This window comes from Amycolatopsis halotolerans, from assembly GCF_042647905.1.
In the GTDB taxonomy this organism is placed as follows: domain Bacteria; phylum Actinomycetota; class Actinomycetes; order Mycobacteriales; family Pseudonocardiaceae; genus Amycolatopsis; species Amycolatopsis halotolerans.
In genome coordinates, this window is sequence record NZ_JBHRWI010000005.1 from 62191 (window position 1) to 80549 (window position 18359).

15 protein-coding genes and 1 pseudogene are annotated in these 18359 nt (G+C 69.6%); 4 read left to right on the forward strand and 12 right to left on the reverse strand.

From position 1 onward, the window contains the following. Nucleotides 1–299: 299 nt before the first annotated feature. The 7 genes and pseudogenes from ACFORO_RS05040 to ACFORO_RS05070 all read right to left on the reverse strand — a co-directional run bounded on the left by ACFORO_RS05040 (nucleotide 300) and on the right by ACFORO_RS05070 (nucleotide 8435). Entirely contained in the window at nucleotides 300–791 is a 492-nt protein-coding gene (locus ACFORO_RS05040) for a hypothetical protein (RefSeq protein WP_370934641.1), read from the reverse strand. Between the two features lie 51 nt (nucleotides 792–842). Then, nucleotides 843–2000, reverse strand: coding sequence for a glycosyltransferase family 4 protein (locus ACFORO_RS05045; RefSeq protein WP_354743955.1), 1158 nt, complete (start codon nucleotides 1998–2000; stop codon nucleotides 843–845). A 91-nt stretch (nucleotides 2001–2091) separates the two neighbouring features. Beyond that, on the reverse strand, nucleotides 2092–2742 hold the full coding sequence (locus ACFORO_RS05050) for an L-threonylcarbamoyladenylate synthase (RefSeq protein WP_354743953.1): 651 nt from the start codon (nucleotides 2740–2742) through the stop codon (nucleotides 2092–2094). 621 nt (nucleotides 2743–3363) lie between these two features. After that, nucleotides 3364–4251, reverse strand: a complete 888-nt coding sequence (locus tag ACFORO_RS05055; RefSeq protein WP_377871944.1) for a hypothetical protein — start codon at nucleotides 4249–4251, stop codon at nucleotides 3364–3366. 433 nt (nucleotides 4252–4684) lie between these two features. Beyond that, a pseudogene (locus ACFORO_RS05060) lies at nucleotides 4685–6516 on the reverse strand (M6 family metalloprotease domain-containing protein). A gap of 632 nt (nucleotides 6517–7148) precedes the next feature. Further along, on the reverse strand, nucleotides 7149–8015 hold the full coding sequence (prmC, locus tag ACFORO_RS05065; RefSeq protein WP_116204486.1) for a peptide chain release factor N(5)-glutamine methyltransferase: 867 nt from the start codon (nucleotides 8013–8015) through the stop codon (nucleotides 7149–7151). Nucleotides 8016–8090: 75 nt separating this feature from the next. Further along, nucleotides 8091–8435 (reverse strand): MerR family transcriptional regulator, encoded by a 345-nt coding sequence (locus tag ACFORO_RS05070; RefSeq protein ID WP_377871945.1) that lies wholly within the window; start codon nucleotides 8433–8435, stop codon nucleotides 8091–8093. Between the two features lie 56 nt (nucleotides 8436–8491). Here ACFORO_RS05070 and ACFORO_RS05075 point away from each other — a divergent pair, with 56 nt between their 5' ends. The 3 genes from ACFORO_RS05075 to wsfD are packed head-to-tail and all read left to right on the forward strand — an operon-like array spanning nucleotide 8492 to nucleotide 11468. Beyond that, on the forward strand, nucleotides 8492–9229 hold the full coding sequence (locus ACFORO_RS05075) for an alpha/beta fold hydrolase (RefSeq protein WP_377871946.1): 738 nt from the start codon (nucleotides 8492–8494) through the stop codon (nucleotides 9227–9229). After that, nucleotides 9226–10005, forward strand: a complete 780-nt coding sequence (locus tag ACFORO_RS05080) for a TIGR03619 family F420-dependent LLM class oxidoreductase (protein WP_377871947.1) — start codon at nucleotides 9226–9228, stop codon at nucleotides 10003–10005. The genes ACFORO_RS05075 and ACFORO_RS05080 overlap by 4 nt, the downstream gene beginning before the upstream one ends. Nucleotides 10006–10040: 35 nt before the next feature. Continuing rightward, complete coding sequence (wsfD, locus tag ACFORO_RS05085) at nucleotides 10041–11468, forward strand: glycan biosynthesis hexose transferase WsfD (protein ID WP_377871949.1); 1428 nt, start codon at nucleotides 10041–10043, stop codon at nucleotides 11466–11468. 3 nt (nucleotides 11469–11471) lie between these two features. On the opposite strand, the gene prfA is transcribed toward wsfD, so the two are convergent. Further along, complete coding sequence (gene prfA, locus ACFORO_RS05090) at nucleotides 11472–12542, reverse strand: peptide chain release factor 1 (RefSeq protein WP_354743940.1); 1071 nt, start codon at nucleotides 12540–12542, stop codon at nucleotides 11472–11474. A gap of 81 nt (nucleotides 12543–12623) precedes the next feature. Next, nucleotides 12624–12851 (reverse strand): 50S ribosomal protein L31, encoded by a 228-nt coding sequence (rpmE, locus tag ACFORO_RS05095; protein ID WP_043832086.1) that lies wholly within the window; start codon nucleotides 12849–12851, stop codon nucleotides 12624–12626. A gap of 233 nt (nucleotides 12852–13084) precedes the next feature. Between rpmE and ACFORO_RS05100 the strand changes: the two genes are divergently transcribed. After that, nucleotides 13085–13609 (forward strand): CHAP domain-containing protein, encoded by a 525-nt coding sequence (locus ACFORO_RS05100; protein ID WP_344271396.1) that lies wholly within the window; start codon nucleotides 13085–13087, stop codon nucleotides 13607–13609. Nucleotides 13610–13768: 159 nt separating this feature from the next. On the opposite strand, the gene rho is transcribed toward ACFORO_RS05100, so the two are convergent. The 3 genes from rho to thrC all read right to left on the reverse strand — a co-directional run bounded on the left by rho (nucleotide 13769) and on the right by thrC (nucleotide 18327). Next, complete coding sequence (gene rho, locus ACFORO_RS05105) at nucleotides 13769–15829, reverse strand: transcription termination factor Rho (RefSeq protein ID WP_377896490.1); 2061 nt, start codon at nucleotides 15827–15829, stop codon at nucleotides 13769–13771. 406 nt (nucleotides 15830–16235) lie between these two features. Beyond that, entirely contained in the window at nucleotides 16236–17117 is an 882-nt protein-coding gene (thrB, locus tag ACFORO_RS05110; RefSeq protein WP_377872092.1) for a homoserine kinase, read from the reverse strand. Between the two features lie 154 nt (nucleotides 17118–17271). Beyond that, nucleotides 17272–18327, reverse strand: coding sequence for a threonine synthase (thrC, locus tag ACFORO_RS05115; protein WP_377871950.1), 1056 nt, complete (start codon nucleotides 18325–18327; stop codon nucleotides 17272–17274). Nucleotides 18328–18359 lie beyond the last annotated feature (32 nt).

Here is an 18359-nt window from a genome sequence, read left to right on the forward strand (position 1 = left end):
GGACGCCGGAGGCGGCGGTACCCACCGTGCGCGGAGCCAGCCAGCCGGTCTGCGCACGAGGGAGGTCTCGCGTGAACACTGCCCTGCGGTCTACTTCGGACCAGCGGGTTGAGAGGCGGAACCATCCGGTCGCCACACTGCTGATCGCGGTTCGTCGTCGGGAGTGCGCGGCCGAGGCCGCCACCCATGACGCGGACCATACCAGCAGGTCAATCACTGCCGTACAGGCGTACTCCTAACCAGCCGAATGGTCCAGGACCTAGGTCCCGAATCCGGCTGGGACCCTTGTCCCGAATCCGTCAATTCGAGGCGGGAATGATGGTCGGGATACGCGCTTTGCGGAATGTCGCGAACTCCACGGCGGCGGCCACGAGAATGGCGACGATCATCGTGATCCCGAGGGAAAGCGGGTGCAGCACGGTGACGCCCTTGAGCAGAGTGAGCGCGAGGAACAGCAGGATGACCTTCGCCGCGTAACCGCCGAGCGCGATGAGCATCACGAGCGACGGGTCCTGTCCGGCGGATACCTTCATCATGCCCAGCGTCGACAGCGAGGCGACCATCGCCAGCACGCCGCCGACCAGGGCCCCGAGGAAGCCGTGCAGTCCGTTGAGGACGGTGAAAAGAACAATGCAGACCAGGATGAACGGCGGGGTGAACAGGAGCGAGGCCCGCGTCATCGAGCGCGCGAGCTGGCGCACCGGAGCGGCGTGCGGGTTCTCCGGAGCTTTGGCCTGAGCCGCGGCCTGGGACGTCTCGGGCGTCGTCTCGGGCGTCTCGGTGTCGCTCACTGCATTCGCTCCTCGTTCGGTTCGACCCGCCAGTATAGACCGCCCGCGGGGTCAGACGCCGGGGCGGTGCCGGGAACGCAGCCGCGGCACCAGGGAAACGAGCACCGCCAGCACCAATGCCGCGCCAATCGACCAGAACACGACGGGGCTGTCGAAAATCGTGATGGAGACCGCGCCGAAAGAGAGAATTCCGGCCCACAAATAGATCAGCAGCACCGCGCGCCGTTGCGAATGGCCGATTTCCAGCAACCGGTGGTGCAGATGCATTTTGTCGGCGGCGAACGGGCTCTGCCCGCGCCGCGTGCGCCGGACGACGGCCATCACGAGGTCGAGCACCGGCACGAAAAGCACCGCCACCACGACCACCAGCGGGGACAGCAGGGCCAGCGCGTCCGACGCGGAGAACCGGGTGTAGTTGACTCGTCCGCTCGCCGAGGTGGTGGCTCCGGCGAGCATCAGGCCGATCATCATCGATCCGGAGTCGCCCATGAAAATTTTGGCGGGCTGGAAGTTGTACGGGAGGAAACCAAGACACGCCCCGGCGAGCGCGGCGGCGATCAGCGCGGGCGGGTACGAGCCGAAGTCGCCGCCCGCGTTGTCGAGCAGGCCGAGCGAGAACACGCAGGTGGCCGTCGCGGCGATGAAGCCGAGCCCGCCGGCCAGCCCGTCGAGGCCGTCGACGAAGTTCATCGCGTTGACCATGACGACGACCATGACGACCGTCAGCAGCGCGCCCTGGTTCTTGTCCAGTACCAGCACCGAGCCGATGGAATCGCCGTTCCCGCCCCACGGCACCCAGAACGACACCCACTGCACGCCGAAGATGACGAGGATCCCGGCGCACATGACCTGTCCGGCGAGCTTCGTCCACGCGTCGAGCTCGAACCGGTCGTCCAGGATGCCGATGAGCGAGATGACGCCCGCCGCGAGCAGCACGCCGACCGCGTCGTAGGAGACGTCGAAACCGTGGCTGAGCGCGGGAAGCTGGTGCGCGAGGCCCATAGCCGCGGCGATCCCGAGGTAGATGCCGACGCCGCCCATCCGCGGGATGGGCTTGACGTGCACGTCGCGCGCGCGGGGGTTGGCGATCGCGCCGATCCGGATGGCCACGCGCCGCACGACGCCGGTCAGCAGATAGGTCACCGCGGTCGCGGTCAGCGCGACGAGCAGGTACTCCCGGATCGGGAGAAGTCCTTGGACTACAGGCATGACCGCGTCACGCCCGCCGGGAGGTCGGAGTCACCGCGCCACGCTACCGCGCCCGCGTGCGGCCCCGGTGAACGGCAGTCACTTGCCCGGCTCAGTCCAGCGTCTCCTCGGCGACGCCGATCACCTCGGCGATGGCGGCCTTCGTGACCGCGCCCTCGCGCAGCACCACCGGCTTGTCGCCAGTCAGGTCCACGATGGACGAGGCCACCGCTTCCCCGCTCGACCCGCCGTCGAGGTACACCGACACCGAGTCGCCGAGCTGCTCCTGGGCTTCCTCGGCGGTCGAGGCGGGCGGACGCCCGGAGACGTTCGCGCTGGACACCGCCATCGGGCCGACGTCGCGCAGCAGCTCCAGCGCGACCGGGTGCAACGGCATCCGCAGCATCACCGTGCCGCGCGAGTTGCCGAGATTCCACTGCAGACTCGGCGCGTGCGGCAGCACGATCGACAGGTCGCCGGGCCAGAACGCCTCGATGAGCGCGCGCGCCTGCGGCGGAACGCCGAGCACCAGACCGTCCACAGTGGACCAGGAGCCGACGAGAACGCCGACCGGCATGTCCGGGCCGCGGTTCTTCGCCCGCAGCAACGCCTGGACGGCGCCGGAGTCGAACGCGTCGGCGCCAATGCCGTACACCGTGTCCGTCGGCAGGACGACCAGCCGGCTCGACCGCACCGCGGCAGCCGCCGCGGACAGGCCTTCGGCTCGGGATTCGCGCTTGCCGCAGTCGTAGACCGCACTCATGACGGGCAGCCTATCCCCCGGCGCGGACGGGTTCGGAGCGCCCCGAGGTGCGATGGGGCGGTGGAGCGGTCTGGCTCCGGCGAGGGGCGGGCTCGGTACGCGATGCGGAGGTCCGTGAAGGGCTCCTTGAGGGAATCAGATTCCCCGAAGGGGCCCTTCACGGACGGCTGCGGGAGCGGATGGCTCGGTCCGGTGCGGAGGATCTCGCGCCGCGCGAGCTGACGTGACTCCGGCAGGGCGATGGCGAAGGGCTCGGGCGAGGGGTGCGAGGTCTGCCCCAATGCCGCTTTGGGTGCATCCCACGCATCCAATGTGGCGTTCGGTGCGTCCCACGCACCCAATGTGGCGTTGGGTGCGTCCCATGCACCCAATGTGGCGCTCGGTGCGTCCCACGCACCCAATGTGGCGTTGGGTGCGTCCCATGCACCCAATGTGGCGCTCGGTGCATCCCACGCACCCAATGTGGCGTTCGGTGCATCCCACGCACCCAATGCCACATTGGGGGCATTTCGTCAGGAAAAAGGCGGAGGGCTCGGTCCGGCGCGGGGCGCGGCCGCACCGGACCGAGCCTGGCCGAGTGGCCGCCTGACCCGGGGGGGTCAGCGGCCGAAGGTCAGGCGATCAACTGCCGTAACTGGCCTGCTTCACCGCGAACACGTTCCGGTTCCCCGCTCCCTCCTGAAGCGACCACAGGAGATCCGCGTCCTTCGGGTCCTCCCAGTACGAGATGCTCTCCCCGCTGCTCACCCAGGCGTGTGTGGCCGGGCCCGCGGTCGGGGTCCAGTAGTAGAGCTGTTTCTGAGTGGAGGAGTTGAACCACCAGCGGCCGTTGTGCGAGGCGACGCCGTTGAGGTTGTACCAAGGCAGCTGGAGAGCCTGGCTCGCCGTCGTCGAGGCGGCGAACGTCGTCGCTCCCGAGGCGAACGGGAAGCGCACCGCGCGCGGCGGGCGGTTCGGGTAGTCCGCGCAGTCGGCCTTGCAGGTGTACTCGGTCATCACGATCGACTTGCTCACCCGGTCCAGCGAGATGCTCGACCAGGCCAGGTTCGGGCCGGAGGCGGTGTGCGCGGCGACCGTGCCGACCTGCGGCAGGACGTAGCGGTAGTTGTGCGCGTAGTACTGGCCTCCGGAAAGGCCGATCTGGTCAGCCGTGCCGCCCGAGTTGACCTCGAGGATCTTGCGCATGTCGAAGACCCGCATGCCGCCGCCGGTGTCGGCGACGTACAGGTAGTCGCCGTACCAGGAGACGCCGCCGGCGTGGATCGGGATGTCCTTGTAGTTCGGCGAAGCGGTGGTGCCGGTGGGTTCGACGAGCAGGATCTTGCGGTACTTGTTCGGGTAGGTCGCGTCCCAGTCGGCGAGGGTGATCCGGCTGCGGACCTGTTTGCCGCCGCATTTGTCGCGCGTGTACCAGCTGACGGCGACGAGCTGGTGTCCGTCGTAGTTCCGCCGTTGTCGCCGCCGACCGCGTCGCGGCTGGTGGTGATGCCTTGCGGATAGTTGGTGCAATCGGTGTTGTCGCCGTCGTCGAAGCGGAACCCGCCGGTGAGACCGGCCGGGTTGAACGTCGACGGCAGCTGCTTGCGGTCGTGGTTCGCGTTGTCCATGACGGTGTGCACCGGCACGGTGTGCAGCTTCGACGCGAGGCCCGAGTAGGCCGCGTCGTATTTGTGGTAATCCGAGGTCAGGGTGTATTGGCTGGCGGGCAGCGTGGTCGGCCCGGCGGCGGCGGACGCGTTCGTCGCGCTCGCGGTGAGCGCTGTGGCGGCGATGAGCGCGGCACCGCATCCGGCGGTGATTCGATGACGCATGAACATGACTCCCCCAGAAGTCTGATTGTTCGGCCGCCCCAAGGTAGGGGGTGGCCTTGCGGCGGGGCAAGCAGTTGCCGCCCAGCCGAAAGGCGCCATCCGCCGGATGGACGGATGGCGCCTTTCAGTGCTCAGAATCCGATCGCGGTGCAGGCAGTCGTCGTTGACTTCGACGGGTCGGCGATCGACGTGGCGGTGAGCCGCACGCGAGCGGTGTGCGGTGCGTCCGCCGAACGTTTCGCGTACGCCTGGATTTGCGTCGAGCTGCCGAACTTGGCGGTGGCCAAGGCATTCGGGAGCCGGACTTCCCAGCCGCGAGCGTCAGTGGACGCGGTCAGCCGGTAGGTGTCCTGGTCGTACGGAGCTGCCGCGCCGCGTGCCGAACCCTGGTTCGACAGACGGAAATCGCAGGTAGCCAGCCCGCCGCGGGTGAACGCGGGCAGTGCGGGCCACAACCAGGCGCCCCGCGCCTGCGGTCCGGCGCCGTCGAGCGACGCGACGGTGACCGTGTACGACAGGACGCCGCGGCTGTCCCGGTCGAGATCGGTGACGAGGAACCGCAACCGGTTGGCTTCGTCGGTGTACTCGTAGCCGCCGGCCGCGCCGGTGCCCGCCTTGAACGTGGCGTCGTTGAGCTGCCGGTAGTCGCCGACGGTGATCTTGACCGGCGTGCCGTCCGCGCGGACGTAGTCGGTCAGGCCGATGTCCTGCGGGTTCGCGTCGACGATCCATTCGAACGGCGCGGCGTCCTTGGCCTTGGTCTTGGCCAGCAGGACGCCGGAGTCCGGCGCGAACGAGTCCGAACCCATCCGGTCGACGACCTCGAGGCTGTAGTGGTCGTACCCGCCGCCGTCGCACTTCGGGTCCGTCGCCGGATCGCACTGGGGCGAACGGTCGCCGCCGGTGAGCGCGATCGTGACGCCCGCGTACGCGCCGGACGCGGGCTCCGCTTCCCTCGCAGTCACGCGGGCGGTGACGGGACCGGTCGTGGCGAGCTGGTTCCGGTCCAGGTTCAGGACGGCCTTCGGATCGACGATGCCGAGCTTGAGCTTGTTGCGCAGCATGTGGTGCGCGCCCATCGAACCGCCTTCGGTCGCCGGGATCTGCCAGCGCGTGTGCGGGCCGCCGGGGCCGTTGAAACTGCCGCGCGACAACATTTCCCACGGCCCGGTGTACGAGCGCCGGGGCGGATTGCCGAACGGGTTGTTGTAGTTGTCGCCGATGCCGAGGATGTGGCTGAACTCGTGCGCGAACACGCCCTGGCCCGAGCTTTCCGCCTGGGTCGAGGATCCGTTGGCCGCGTTGGGCCAGATGGTCGACGCCGAGGCCCACGATGTCCACGGCACATAGCGCGTGTGCGCCCAGTTCCGGTCGCCGGGTTTGCTGCCCGGCGGGCCGAATTCGGCGGGCACGTTCTCCTTCGTGCCGAACTTCATCTCGCCGAATTCCTGCCACGTCGAGCTTTCGTCCTGACCCGCGGAGAGGAAGAAGATGAAGTCGAACTGGTCGGCGACCGGACCGACGTCGGCGCGCCACGCGTCGCCCGCGTCCTTGCGCAGGTCGCGGGTGCAGTCGGCGTTCGCCGGGCAGTCCTCCGGCTGCATTTCCATGCCGTACTCGAAGGATTTGCCAGGCATGCGGTAGGGGCCGAACGCGGTGAGGTCGACGCCGAACCGGCCGCCGGAGTCCTCCATCCAGTACTCGTTGATGGTGTGGCCGTGGTTCAGGTTTCGGGTTTGTTGAGGAAATCCTGGTAGTGCTGCGCGACTTTCTCGCGCGGCAGATTGCTCGCGGACGGCGACGGATTGCCGAAGACGGTCGAATGCGGCGCTTTCGTGACGACGAAGTCCGCGTCCGGGTAGTCGGCCAGCACGACGGCGCCCTTGAACTTGCGCACGGTCGGTTTCAGCGACGGGTCGGCCCAGTTGGTGCCGGGGACGTGGCGGTAGTCCTGCCAGGTCATGCTCGCCTGGTCGGCCCAGTGCGCGGAATCCAGCGGCGCGGGCCAGCCCTGGGTGAGCGGATCGGCCGCGGCGGTCCCGGCGAGCAGCGCGGGCGCCAGTGCGGCGATCGCCACGACTACGGCTACGCGTCCTCGGGCGCTCCGGGTGCGGGCGACCCCGAGGCGGCTGATCCGGATGCTGCCGAGGCTGGTGGTCCGGATGCGGTGATTCCGGCGGGGTAAGGGGGATCTCATCCTCGCTCCTCACTTCTCCGCCGGTCCGCCCGGCGGTCCCGAGGCCCGACGCTAACGGTGATCGTTAGGCGGGCGAACGAAATCCACCCCGCTGCCGCACGACGAAAGTCGGGCAAGACAGGGGCAAAGGTGCGAATGGCGCAGCGCCACCGGCTGGGTGCGGCGGGCGGTCCGTGAGGGGAACCCTCACGGACTCTGAGTCCCTCAGGGTTCCCCTCACGACCTCCAAGTCCGTGAAGGTGGCCCTCACGGACCAGCGCAAGTCCGTGAGGGCCACCTTCACGGACCTGGGCCCCCTCAATGGCCCTTCACGGCCAAGTGCGGTCCGTGAAGGGCCCCTTTACCGACTTAGATTCCCTCAAGGAGTCCTTCACGGACCTTCGGAGAGCAGCGCGGCCTCAGCCCAGGCGACGGGCGGTGACGAAGCGGGCGCGGCCCGTGTAGTCCGGGTGGTCCTCGACCCCGGTCAGCACTCGCCTTGCCCGCACCAAAGCCGGGACCGCCGAACCGTGCGTGTCGTCGTGTTCGATCGCCAGACCGCCGCCGGGGCGCAGCAGCCGCGCACCGGCCGCGATCGCGTGCCGGATCACCGCCAAGCCGCTTTCCTCCGCGAAGACCGCGCGCGCCGGGTCGTGTTCGCCGACCTCCGGCGGGACCGGCGTGCCCTCCGGCACGTACGGCGGGTTGCAGAGCACCAGGTCCACGAGACCGTCGAGTTCGGCGAACATCGTCGGGTCCGAGATGTCGCCGGAGTAGAGCCGGATCGGCGTGTTTCCGGCGGCGGTGTGCACGTCGGCGTTGTGCCGGGCCCAGGCGAGCGCCTGGGGGTCGACGTCGACCGCGTAGACCACCGCGTCCGGGCGTTCGTGTGCCAGCGCCAGCGCCAGCGCGCCGGAGCCGGTGCACAGGTCGACCACCACCGGGTATTCGCGGCCCTGCAGGAACTTCACGCCCCATTCGAGGAGCAGTTCGGTCTCCGGGCGAGGGACGAACACACCCGCGCCGACGTTGACCGTGATGTTGCCGAGCGCGGCCCATCCGGTCAGGTACTGCAGCGGGATCCGCTTGGCGCGCTGCGCGACCAGCTGCCCGATCGCGTCGATCACCGGCGGGTCGACCAGCGGCACCATCGGCAGCCTGCCCCGTTCCACGCCGAGCACGTGCGCGGCGATGAGATCCGCGTCCGACCGCGGCGATTCCACGCCCGCCTCGGTGAGGATCCGGGTGGCCTCCATGATGGCCAGGCGCAGCGGCTGCCGATTCACTGGTCGTCCTTCACTCGTCGAAGCTGCCCCCAACGGGGGTGCTGCTCAGCGTATCGACCCCCGCCCGCGCGGGCGTCACGCCTGGCCGAGATACCCGGACAGGACTTCGCGCCGCTGAGCCAGGTCCCCCATCCGGCGGTCCACTTCGGCCAGTTCCCCGCGCAGCCTGCGCACCAGGTCGGGGCACAGGTCCAGGTGCGCGGCGGGACCGATCGCGCAGTCGAGCATCTGGGCGATCATCTCCGTGGTCAGGCCCGCGGCCAGCAGTTTCCGGATCTGGCACACCCGCACGACGGCCTCCTCGCCGTACACCCGGTAGCCGCTCGTGTTGCGCGCCGAGTCCAGGAGCCCCTGTTCGCCGTAGTAGCGCAGCAGCCGCGGCGCGACGCCGGTGCGCTGTGCGAGTTCGCCGATCAGCATCCGATTCTCCCCCGCCTCTGGCCTTCACACTGGTGTCAATCCTTAACGTCGCGAACATGACAGAACATTTCGCGCCTCTCGTTCTCGGAGCGGGTCCCGGCCTGCTGCTCGCGCACGGCGCGGGCGGCGGCGTGCACGCCAACTTCGGTCCGCTGCTGGACGATCTCTCCCGTACGCACACCGTGGTCGGGGCCGATTACCCCGTCGCGGGCGGCACGCTCGACGAACTCGCCGACGGCCTGGTCGCGACCGCCGTCGACGCGGGCGTCGAGAAATTCACCGTCCTCGGCTACTCGCTCGGCACGGCTGTCGCGGTCCGCGTGGCCACCCGGCATCCCGATCGCGTGACCGGGCTCATCCTCACCGCCGGTCTCGCCCGGCCGGACGCGCGGATGGAGCTGGCGCTGGATGTGTGGGCGGAGCTGCTGAAAGGCGACCGCGTCCGGCTCGCCAAGTTCCTGATGCTGACCGCCGTCAGCGAGCGGTTCCTCGCCACGCTGACGCCGGAGCAGCTCACCGCAGCGGTCGCCGGGCTGGCCGAATCGGTGCCCGAGGGCACGGCGAAGCAGGTCGAGCTGGTGCGATCCGTCGACACCCGGGCGGAACTGGCGTCGATCGCGGTCCCGACCCTGGTGATCGCCACGACGCTGGACGCCCTCGTGCCGCCGAGGCATTCGCGCGAGCTGGCCGACGGCATTCCCGGCGCGGAGCTGGTCGAGATCGAGTCCGGGCACGGCATCACCGACGAAGCGCCGGACGCCTGGCTCACCGCGATCCGGAAGGTGCTGCGATGAGCCGCCAGGTCGTCCTCCCGAACGAAGCGCCCGACCTGACCCCGCAGCGCCTCGCCGACCTCTCCCGGCTGGCCGAGGAGCTGGGGTACGAATCCGTCTGGCTGCCCGACCACGTGCTGCCGCCGGAACCGTTCGGCGAGGTTTTCGGCGGCGTGTACGAGCCTCTCGCGACGCTCGCCTACCTCGCTGCGGCGACCGAACGCGTGCAACTGGGTACGTCGGTGGTGATCGCGCCGCTGCGCGAGCCGTACCTGCTGGCCAAACAGGCCGCGACGATCGACCGGCTGTCCGGGCACCGGCTGATTCTGGGCGTCGGCGCGGGATGGAACGAGCCGGAGTTCGCGGAGATCGGCGCGGATTTCTCCCGGCGCGGGGCGACGCTGGACGACACGCTTTCGCTGCTGGACCAGCTGTTCACTACCGGACGCGGCCGGGCTGGCGGATATTTCGAGCCACGGCCGCGGGGGCGGATTCCGATCCTGGTCGGCGGGAACTCGACGGTCGCGCTGCGCCGGGCGGTCCGGGCCGGGGACCAGTGGCTGAGTGCGGGGCTCTCGCCGGAGGCTTTCGCGGAACGAGTCGCGACGCTGACTCGGCTCGATCCTGAACGGCGCGTGCGACGGATTGCCCGGCAGCAGTTCGCGGATGACCTCAGCGCGGCCGTCGGGACCTACCGTGCGTATCGGGAGGCCGGTGCGGACGCGGTGGCCGTGCATTTCGGCGATGACGACGGATACGAAGAGCGGATGGCCGCCTTCGCCGCGGCAACCGCCTGACGTCAGCCCCGAGCCCGCCCCATAGACTCCGCCCGGTGAGATCCAGGGACCTGCGCTTCGGCCTCGGGGTATTCGTCGCCTCGCTCGGACTGTTGCTGCTGCGGTTCCTCGTGCCCCGCCCGGTCGGCATGGCCGACAACGGCGACGGCTGGCGACTGCTGTGCCAGCTCGGCGGGCGGCAACTGGACCGGCCGTCGGAAGGGTTCGTCCGGTTCAGTTACGGGTCCGCGCCGCCGTGCGATTCCGCGTACGTCTCGAGCCAGGCCTGGCTCGACTGGGCGGCAGGCAAAATCGGCGCGTTGTTCGGTGCGTCCGGCGTGCTGAACCTGCTGGTGCTCGGCGTGCTCACCTGTGTGCTGGTCGCCGGCGCGATCACCGTCACGGTGCTCGGACTCGACCTGAACCGGCGCAACCGGCTGATCGCCACGGTGTTGCTGCTGCTCGTGATGGGCGACTCGGCGTTCTTCGGCTACTTCGCGTCAGTGCTCAGCGAAGGCGCGGCTTTCCTCGGCATCCTGCTGATCTGCGGCGGCCTCTTCCTGTTGCACCGCCCCGGAAAGCTGCGCTGGGCCGGTGCCGCGGTGACTGTCCTCGGTGGACTCGTCGGGATCAACGCCAAATCGCAAACCCTGTTGCTCATCCCGCTTTTCGCGCTCGCGCTGCTGCTGACCCGGCCGTCCGGCGCGCGCGGGCGGAAACGCTGGGTGCTGCCGCTGGCGGTGCTCGCGATCGTGGGCGCGGGCACCCTGGCGGTCCAGTCCCAGGGCGATCCGGCCAACGCGGAATACCGCGAGGCCAACATGTACCACGCGGTTTTCGACTCCATTGTGGACGGAAAGCACGACACGAAGGCCGACCTCGCCGCGCTCGGGCTGCCGGAATCGTTCGAACAGTACGTCGGCACCGGCTGGTGGGGCGAGCGCGCGGCCTGGCACGACCCGCTTTACCCGCAGTACAAGGACAAAATCAGCCGCCGCAACGTGCTGCACTACTACGCGACGCACCCTGGCCGGACAGCCGAAATCCTGCAGCAGGGCGGGGTCGACGCGCTCACCGCGCGTCCGGCAAATCTCGGCAGCTTCGGCGAACTGTCCGGACAGCCGCGGCTGTCGAAGGAGTACCGGGTGCCGGTGTTCTCCGGGCTCGCCGCGCTGATCGCGCCGCTCGGGTTGTTCGCGCTGGTGCCGATTTGGGTGCTCATCGGCTGGGCCGGGGTGCGCGCGTTCCGCCGGGATCGGCGTGAGTACGGGATTGTGGCGTTCCTGCTGGTGTTCTTCGCGGCGGGACAGCTCGGACTGTCTGCGTTGGGCGAAGGCATCGAGGGTGTGAAGCACCAACTGCTGACGCTGTTCCCGACTGTGCTCGCTGTGGTGTTCGCGGTCCTCAGCCTGCTTCCCCGTGCGGAAAGCGCGCCGGAGCACACCGAGGACTCGAGCGCTGAGGAAATCCCGGCCGCGGTCTAGGAATCAGCCCGCCTGCGAGGCGAGCCGCTCCTCCCGGTCAGCAGTAGCCAGTGCGTCCAGCACACCGTCCAGTTCGCCGTCCAAAACCTGGTCCAGGTTGTACGCCTTGTAATTCACCCGGTGATCCGAAATCCGGTTCTCCGGGAAGTTGTACGTCCGCACGCGCTCCGAACGGTCCACCGTCCGTACCTGCGAGCGGCGCGCGTCCGATGCCTTCGCCGCCGCCTCTTCCTCGGCGACCTGCTGGAGCCGCGCCTGCAGCACCTGCAGCGCCCGCGCGCGGTTCTGGATTTGCGACTTCTCGTTCTGGCACGACACGACGATCCCGGTCGGCAGGTGCGTGATCCGCACGGCCGAGTCGGTGGTGTTCACGCTCTGCCCGCCGGGGCCCGAGGAACGGAACACGTCGATGCGGAGGTCGTTCGGGTCGATTTCGACCTCGACCTCTTCCGGTTCCGGATAAATCAGCACGCCGGACGCGGACGTGTGGATGCGGCCCTGCGATTCGGTGGCCGGCACGCGCTGCACGCGGTGCACGCCGCCCTCGAATTTCAGCCTTGCCCATACGCCTTCGACGTCCGCGGTCTTGCTCTTGAGCGACAGCGTGACGTCCTTGTAGCCGCCGAGGTCCGACTCCGTCGAGTCGAGCACCTCGGCCTTCCAGTTGTGCCGTTCGGCGTAGCGCAGGTACATCCGCAGCAAATCGCCGGCGAACAGCGCGGATTCCTCGCCGCCTTCGCCGGACTTGATTTCCATGACGACGTCGGAGCCGTCGTACGGGTCGCGCGGCAGGAGGAGTTCGGTGAGTTTCGCTTCGAGCTGCGGGATTTTCGCCGCCAGCTCTTCGGCCTCGGCGGCGAACGCCGCGTCCTCGGCCGCGAGTTCCTTGGCCGCGGAAAGGTCGTCGCGGGTCTGGTCCAGCTCGCGCACCGCGCGCACGACCGGGCTCAGCTCGGCGTAGCGGCGGCCCAGTTTCCGGGCCCTGGCCTGGTCCGCGTGCACCGCGGGGTCGGCGAGCTGCTGTTCCAGCTGTGCGTGCTCGTCGAGCAGCCCCTTGAGCGAACTCGAATCCACTTCGCCGTCTCCCTCTCGCGAACAAGCCCGGACAGAACAACGGCGCCCACCCGGGCGTGCGGGTGGGCGCCGTCGGACAAGCTACTTGGCGTCGGTCTTCTGCTGACGCTTGCCGTAGCGCTTCTCGAACCGGGCAACCCGGCCACCGGTGTCCATGATCTTCTGCTTGCCGGTGTAGAAGGGGTGGCAGTTCGAGCAGATCTCGACGTGGATCTGACCCGACTCCTTCGTGCTGCGGGTGACGAAGTTGTTCCCGCAGTTGCACGTGACGGTCGTGGTCACGTATTCGGGGTGAATACCGCTCTTCATGGTGTCCTCTCTCGTTGGCCCCGGGTCCCCAGTGCGGGGTGAACCGGTGCCGGACTTCAGCGGGTCATTCTGCCAGACGTGCTGGCACGGGCTTCAACACACCCCGGTGACCAGGTATTCCACGGTCCGCCGCGACAGCCGGCAGTGAAGGACATTCGCATTGTACGGATTTTGTACCTGATGGCGTGAAGCTGGCCGAGTTCGTGAATCGCTCACTTACTGGAGGTCCGGACATGCGCACGACCGACCTGCTCACCCGGCTCGCGAAGCCGGCCGCCGTGCTGGCGCTGGCCGCTTCCGCCGCGGTCTTCGCGCCTGCCGCGAATGCCGCCGACGGGATCACCGCGGCGGACGTGAATCCCGCCGCCGGCACGTTCTCGGAGGTGTCCGAGGCGAATCTGACCGGCGCCGCGGACGGGACTCCGGCCGGGGCCGTCGCTTGGTACAAGGCGCACGCCGGAAGCACCGGGTGGGAGCACTACTGCGAGAAGGCCGCCGAGAATTCTTACGGCACCACCGGGGTTTGGGCGTCGGCCAACGCGCACTGGAACGGGGCCAGCCCGAAGCACACCAGCGGCAAGCCGCCCGCCGGTTCGTTCGTGTACTGGAACATCAGCGCCTACGGCCACGTCGGCATCGCGGACGGCAACGGCGGGTTCTACGCCACCAGCGTCGGCGGCAAGATCGGCCACGGCAGCTCCACGAGCTACTTCAACAACTACCGCGGCTGGACCCCGGCCGCCGTCCCCCGCCACTGAGTTTTCTGCCGCGCCACCTCCCCGGTGCGGCAGAAACGTCCGTGAGGGGAACCCTGGGGGACTCAGAGTCCGTGAAGGTTCCCCTCACGGACCTCCACCAAAGCAACCGGCCCGCCCCCGAAAGCGATGGGGGCGGGCCGGTGTGCGTTCAGGCGAGACTCAGTCGTCGTCTCCGCCGCCGAGCGCGGTCTTCGAGACCTGCATCAGGAATTCGATGTTGGTCTTCGTCTTGCGCAGGCGCGAGATCAGCAGGTCGATGGCCTGCTGCGAGTCCAGCGCGTGCAGCACGCGGTGCAGCTTGTGCGTGACCGCCAGCTCGTCCGGCGAGAGCAGCAGCTCTTCCTTACGAGTGCCGGACGGGTTGACGTCGACCGCCGGGAACACGCGGCGCTCGGAGATCTTGCGGTCCAGCTTGAGCTCCGCGTTGCCGGTGCCCTTGAACTCCTCGAAGATCACCGTGTCCATCGTCGACCCGGTCTCCACCATCGCGGTCGCGAAGATGGTGAGCGAGCCGCCGTTCTCGATGTTGCGCGCGGCGCCGAGGAAACGCTTCGGCGGGTACAGCGCGGTCGAGTCGACACCACCGGACAGGATCCGGCCCGACGCGGGCGCGGCCAGGTTGTAGGCCCGGCCGAGACGGGTGATCGAGTCGAGCAGGACGACCACGTCGTGGCCCATTTCGACCAGGCGCTTGGCCCGTTCGATGGACAGCTCGGCGACCGAGGTGTGGTCGGACGGCGGGCGGTCGAAGGTGGAGGCGATGACCTCGCCCTTCACCGACCGCTGCATGTCGGTGACCTCTTCCGGGCGCTCGTCGACCAGCACGACCATGAGGTGGGCCTCAGGGTTGTTCGTGGTGATCGCGTTCGCGATGTCCTGCATGATCGTGGTCTTGCCGGCCTTGGGCGGGGACACGATCAGCGCGCGCTGGCCCTTGCCGACCGGCATGATCAGGTCGATCACGCGGGTCGTGAGCTTGTGCGGCTCGGTCTCGAGGCGCAGCCGCTCGTTCGGGTACAGCGGGGTCAGCTTGGTGAAGTCGGGACGGCGCTTGGCCTCGTCCGGCTCCAGCCCGTTGATCGAGTCGACGCGCACCAGCGGGTTGAACTTCTGCCGCTGCTGCTCGCCCTCGCGCGGCTGGCGCACGACACCGGTGATCGCGTCGCCGCGGCGCAGGCCGAACTTGCGGACCAGCGAGAGCGACACGTACACGTCGTTCGGCCCGGCGAGGTAGCCCGAGGTGCGCACGAACGCGTAGTTGTCGAGCACGTCCAGGATGCCGGCGACCGGCAGCAGGACGTCGTCCTCGCGGATCTCGGTGTCCGGAGCGCCGCCTTCGCGCTGGCCGCCGCCGCTGCCCCGGCGGCGACGGTCGCGGAAGCGACGGCCGCGGCGGCCGCCTTCCTCGTCGTCGTCCTGCGGGCCGTTGTTCCGGTTGTCGCGGTTGTCCTGCTGGTTCCGCTGCCGGTTGTCGCGGTTGTCCTGCCGGTTGTCCTGGCCGCCGCGGTTGTCCCGGTTGCCGTCGCGGTTGTCGCCGCCGCGGTTGTCCCGGTTGTTGTCCCGGTTGTTGTCCCGGTTGTCGCGGCCGCCGTTGTCCCGGCTGTCGCGGTTGTCCCGGTTGTTGTCGCGGTTGCCGCCCTGGCGGTCGCCGCGCTGGTCGCGCTGGCCGTCGCCCCGGTTCGCGCCGCCGCGGCGACGGCGGTTGCGGCCGCCTTCCTCGGACTGGCCCTCAGGCTGGCCCTCGGAACGGTCGTGGCGCTCCGGGCGCTCCTGCGCGGCGGGCTTCCCGTCCTGCGCGGTCTCCGCCTTCGGAGCCTCGGCGTTAGCGGCCTTCGGAGCCTCCGCCTGCACCGGCTCGGCCTTCGGCTCCGCCTGAGGAGCGTCCGCCTTCGGCGCGTCGGCCTTGGCCCGGCGGGCGGGCTTCTCGGCCTTCTCCGCCTTGACCGGCTCGCCTACGCCGTCGAGCGGCAGCGTCTCGGCCGTCGCGGCGGCGCGCTTCTTGCTCTTGCCCTGGCGCTCGCGGATCGCGGCGATCAGGTCCCCCTTGCGCATGCCGGTGGTCTCGCCCACACCCAGTTCGCCCGCCAGCTGGCGGAGCTCGGCGATGACCATTCCGGACAGGCCCCCGGTGCGGCGCTTAGGAGCGGCCGCGGCCCCATTGGTCTCAGCGGCCGCGGCGGGGGTCTCCACGTCGCCGCTCAACAGATCGGTGTTGCTCACACATGTCCTTCCTGACCGATCCACGTTCCAGGTGGATCAGCGGACTGCCGCCGGTAGCGAGACGGCTTCTGCCTCCGATGCGGACGGCTCGCGCCCAGCCGTGCGAGACACAGCGAAGCGCCGCCAGCACAGGGTGTTTGCCCCCTCCGGACGGAGAAAGCGGAATTCGGCACCGCCGGAACCGGAAACCCGCCTGCGTCCCTCCGCCTCCCGCGTGCCGGGCGGTGCGGAATCGGCGGATCGACGAAGGATGCGGACCGGAGCCGCCGTGAGGGGCGAACAGGCCCGGCATCGGGTGCGGAAACGCACGGTGATCGAACGCCCCCGAGGGTAGACCGCGCCCTGTCCGGGTGCAACAACCACCCCCCGCGTGGCGCACGCTGCGGTCCAGCCTGTGACCAGGTCGTCACCTGGCCACAACCTGCACGCCATCGCGGTCCACGGGCAATTCGGCGACGTCGAACCCGGTAACGTCCACGCCCGCCGGGAGTATTCCCGTCAGCGTGAGAGCGAGCACAGTCGGACCGGCGCCGGAGATGGTCGCGGGAACGCCGTGGGCACGCAGCGTGCGCACCAATTCGGTGCTCGCCGGGTACGCCTCGGCGCGGTAATCCTGGTGCAACCGGTCCTCGGTGGCGGCCATCAGCAGTTCGGGCCGCTCGGCGACGGCCAGCACGGCGAGCGCCGCCCGTCCCGCGCTGTGCGCCGCGTCGGCGTGCGGGACCCGCGGCGGAAGCAGGCCGCGCGTCGTGCTGGTGGCCGATTTCTCCGCGGGCACCGCGACCACGGGCCGGATCGCGGCGTTCGGCTCCACGCGTTCGGCGCGGAACCGGCCGTTTTCGGACCACGCCACCACGAGCCCGCCGAACAGGCTCGCCGCCGCGTTGTCCGCGTGGCCCTCGAACTCGGCTGCGAGCTGGAGCGCGTCGGCGTCGAGCGGACGCTCCGCCAGCGCGTAGCCCAGCGCCACGCCGGTCACCACCGCGGCCGCCGACGACCCGAGGCCGCGCGCGTGCGGAATGCTGTTGTGGCAACGAAGGTGCAGACCGGGCGGCCGGACGTCCAGGTGCTCGCAGGCCCGCCGGAGCGCGCGGACCACCAGATGGGATTCGTCGGTCGGCACGTCCTCGACGCCGCCCGCTCCCGCGTCGAGCACCTCGATCTTCAGCCCGCCCTCGGTGAGCTGCAGTTCGACGACGTCGTAGCGGGACAGGGCGAGGCCGAGCGCGTCGAATCCCGGGCCGAGGTTCGCGCTCGACGCCGGGACCGTCGCGCGGAACCCGCTCAGCGCCGTCACGACCGCGCCCCAATGTGGCGTTCGGTGCGTGAGATCGCCCCAATGTGGCATTGGGTGCATGCGACGCACCCAATGTGGCGTTCGGTGCATGCGACGCACCCAATGCCACATTGGGGCGCTGTGGTCGGGGCGAGCGGCGAGCGGCTCATCGCAGGTCCAGGGCCGCCGCCACGGCCGTCGGGTCGACCGCGAGCGGTTCCACCTCGACGTTGCCCTCCAGCGCCGTGGCCGGGTCTTTCAGGCCGTGCCCGGTGACCGTGCAGACGACCTTCGAGCCCTTCGGCAGGCGTCCGTCCGCCGCGGTGGCCAGCAGGCCGGCGACGCTCGTCGCGGACGCGGGCTCCACGAAGACGCCCTCGCGGCGGGCCAGCAGCCGGTACGCCTCAAGGATCTTCTCGTCGGTGATCGCTTCGAACAGGCCGTCCGACTCGTCGCGCGCGGAGACCGCGCCCGCCCACGAAGCGGGGCTGCCGATGCGGATCGCGGTCGCGATGGTGTCCGGGTCGGAAACCGGTTCGCCGTGCACCAGCGGCGCGGCGCCGGCGGCCTGGAAACCGAACATCCGCGGGGTGTTCTTGACCACACCGTCGGCCGCGTACTCCGAATAGCCCTTCCAGTACGCGGTGATGTTGCCCGCGTTGCCGACCGGGAGGCAGTGCACGTCCGGGGCCTCGCCGAGGACGTCGCAGATTTCGAACGCTGCGGTCTTCTGCCCGGCGATGCGCACCGGGTTGACCGAGTTGACCAGGGTGACCGGATAGTCCGCCGCGGTCTTGCGGGCGAGTTCGAGGCAATCGTCGAAGTTGCCGTCGACCTGGAGGATCCGCGCGCCGTGCAGCACCGCCTGGGCGAGCTTGCCCATCGCGATCTTGCCTTGGGGCACCAGCACCGCGCAGGTGAGCCCGGCCCGCGCGGCGTACGCGGCGGCCGAGGCCGAGGTGTTGCCGGTGGACGCGCAGATCACCGCTTTGAGGCCGCTGGCCAGCGCGTGCGTGATCGCCACGGTCATCCCGCGGTCCTTGAACGAGCCGGTCGGGTTCGCGCCCTCGACCTTCAGGTACACCTGCGAGCCGGTCAGCTCCGACAGGTGCGCGGCGGGCAGCAGCGGAGTGTTGCCCTCGCCGAGCGTGACCACGCGTGCCCCGTCGGGGACCGGAATCCGGTCGCGGTACGCCTCAATGATCCCCGGCCACGCACTCATGCTGCCGCCTCGATTCGGAGTTTCACCATGCG

Bases quoted from the DNA above. Each gene is read 5' to 3' on its own strand.
- ACFORO_RS05100 (WP_344271396.1), top strand. From the start codon at position 13,085: ATGCGCACGACCGACCTGCTCACCCGGCTCGCGAAGCCGGCCGCCGTG.
- ACFORO_RS05080 (WP_377871947.1), top strand. From the start codon at position 9,226: ATGAGCCGCCAGGTCGTCCTCCCGAACGAAGCGCCCGACCTGACCCCG.
- ACFORO_RS05050 (WP_354743953.1), bottom strand. From the start codon at position 2,742: ATGAGTGCGGTCTACGACTGCGGCAAGCGCGAATCCCGAGCCGAAGGC.
- rpmE (WP_043832086.1), bottom strand. From the start codon at position 12,851: ATGAAGAGCGGTATTCACCCCGAATACGTGACCACGACCGTCACGTGC.
- thrC (WP_377871950.1), bottom strand. From the start codon at position 18,327: ATGAGTGCGTGGCCGGGGATCATTGAGGCGTACCGCGACCGGATTCCG.
- ACFORO_RS05070 (WP_377871945.1), bottom strand. From the start codon at position 8,435: ATGCTGATCGGCGAACTCGCACAGCGCACCGGCGTCGCGCCGCGGCTG.
- ACFORO_RS05045 (WP_354743955.1), bottom strand. From the start codon at position 2,000: ATGCCTGTAGTCCAAGGACTTCTCCCGATCCGGGAGTACCTGCTCGTC.
- ACFORO_RS05075 (WP_377871946.1), top strand. From the start codon at position 8,492: ATGACAGAACATTTCGCGCCTCTCGTTCTCGGAGCGGGTCCCGGCCTG.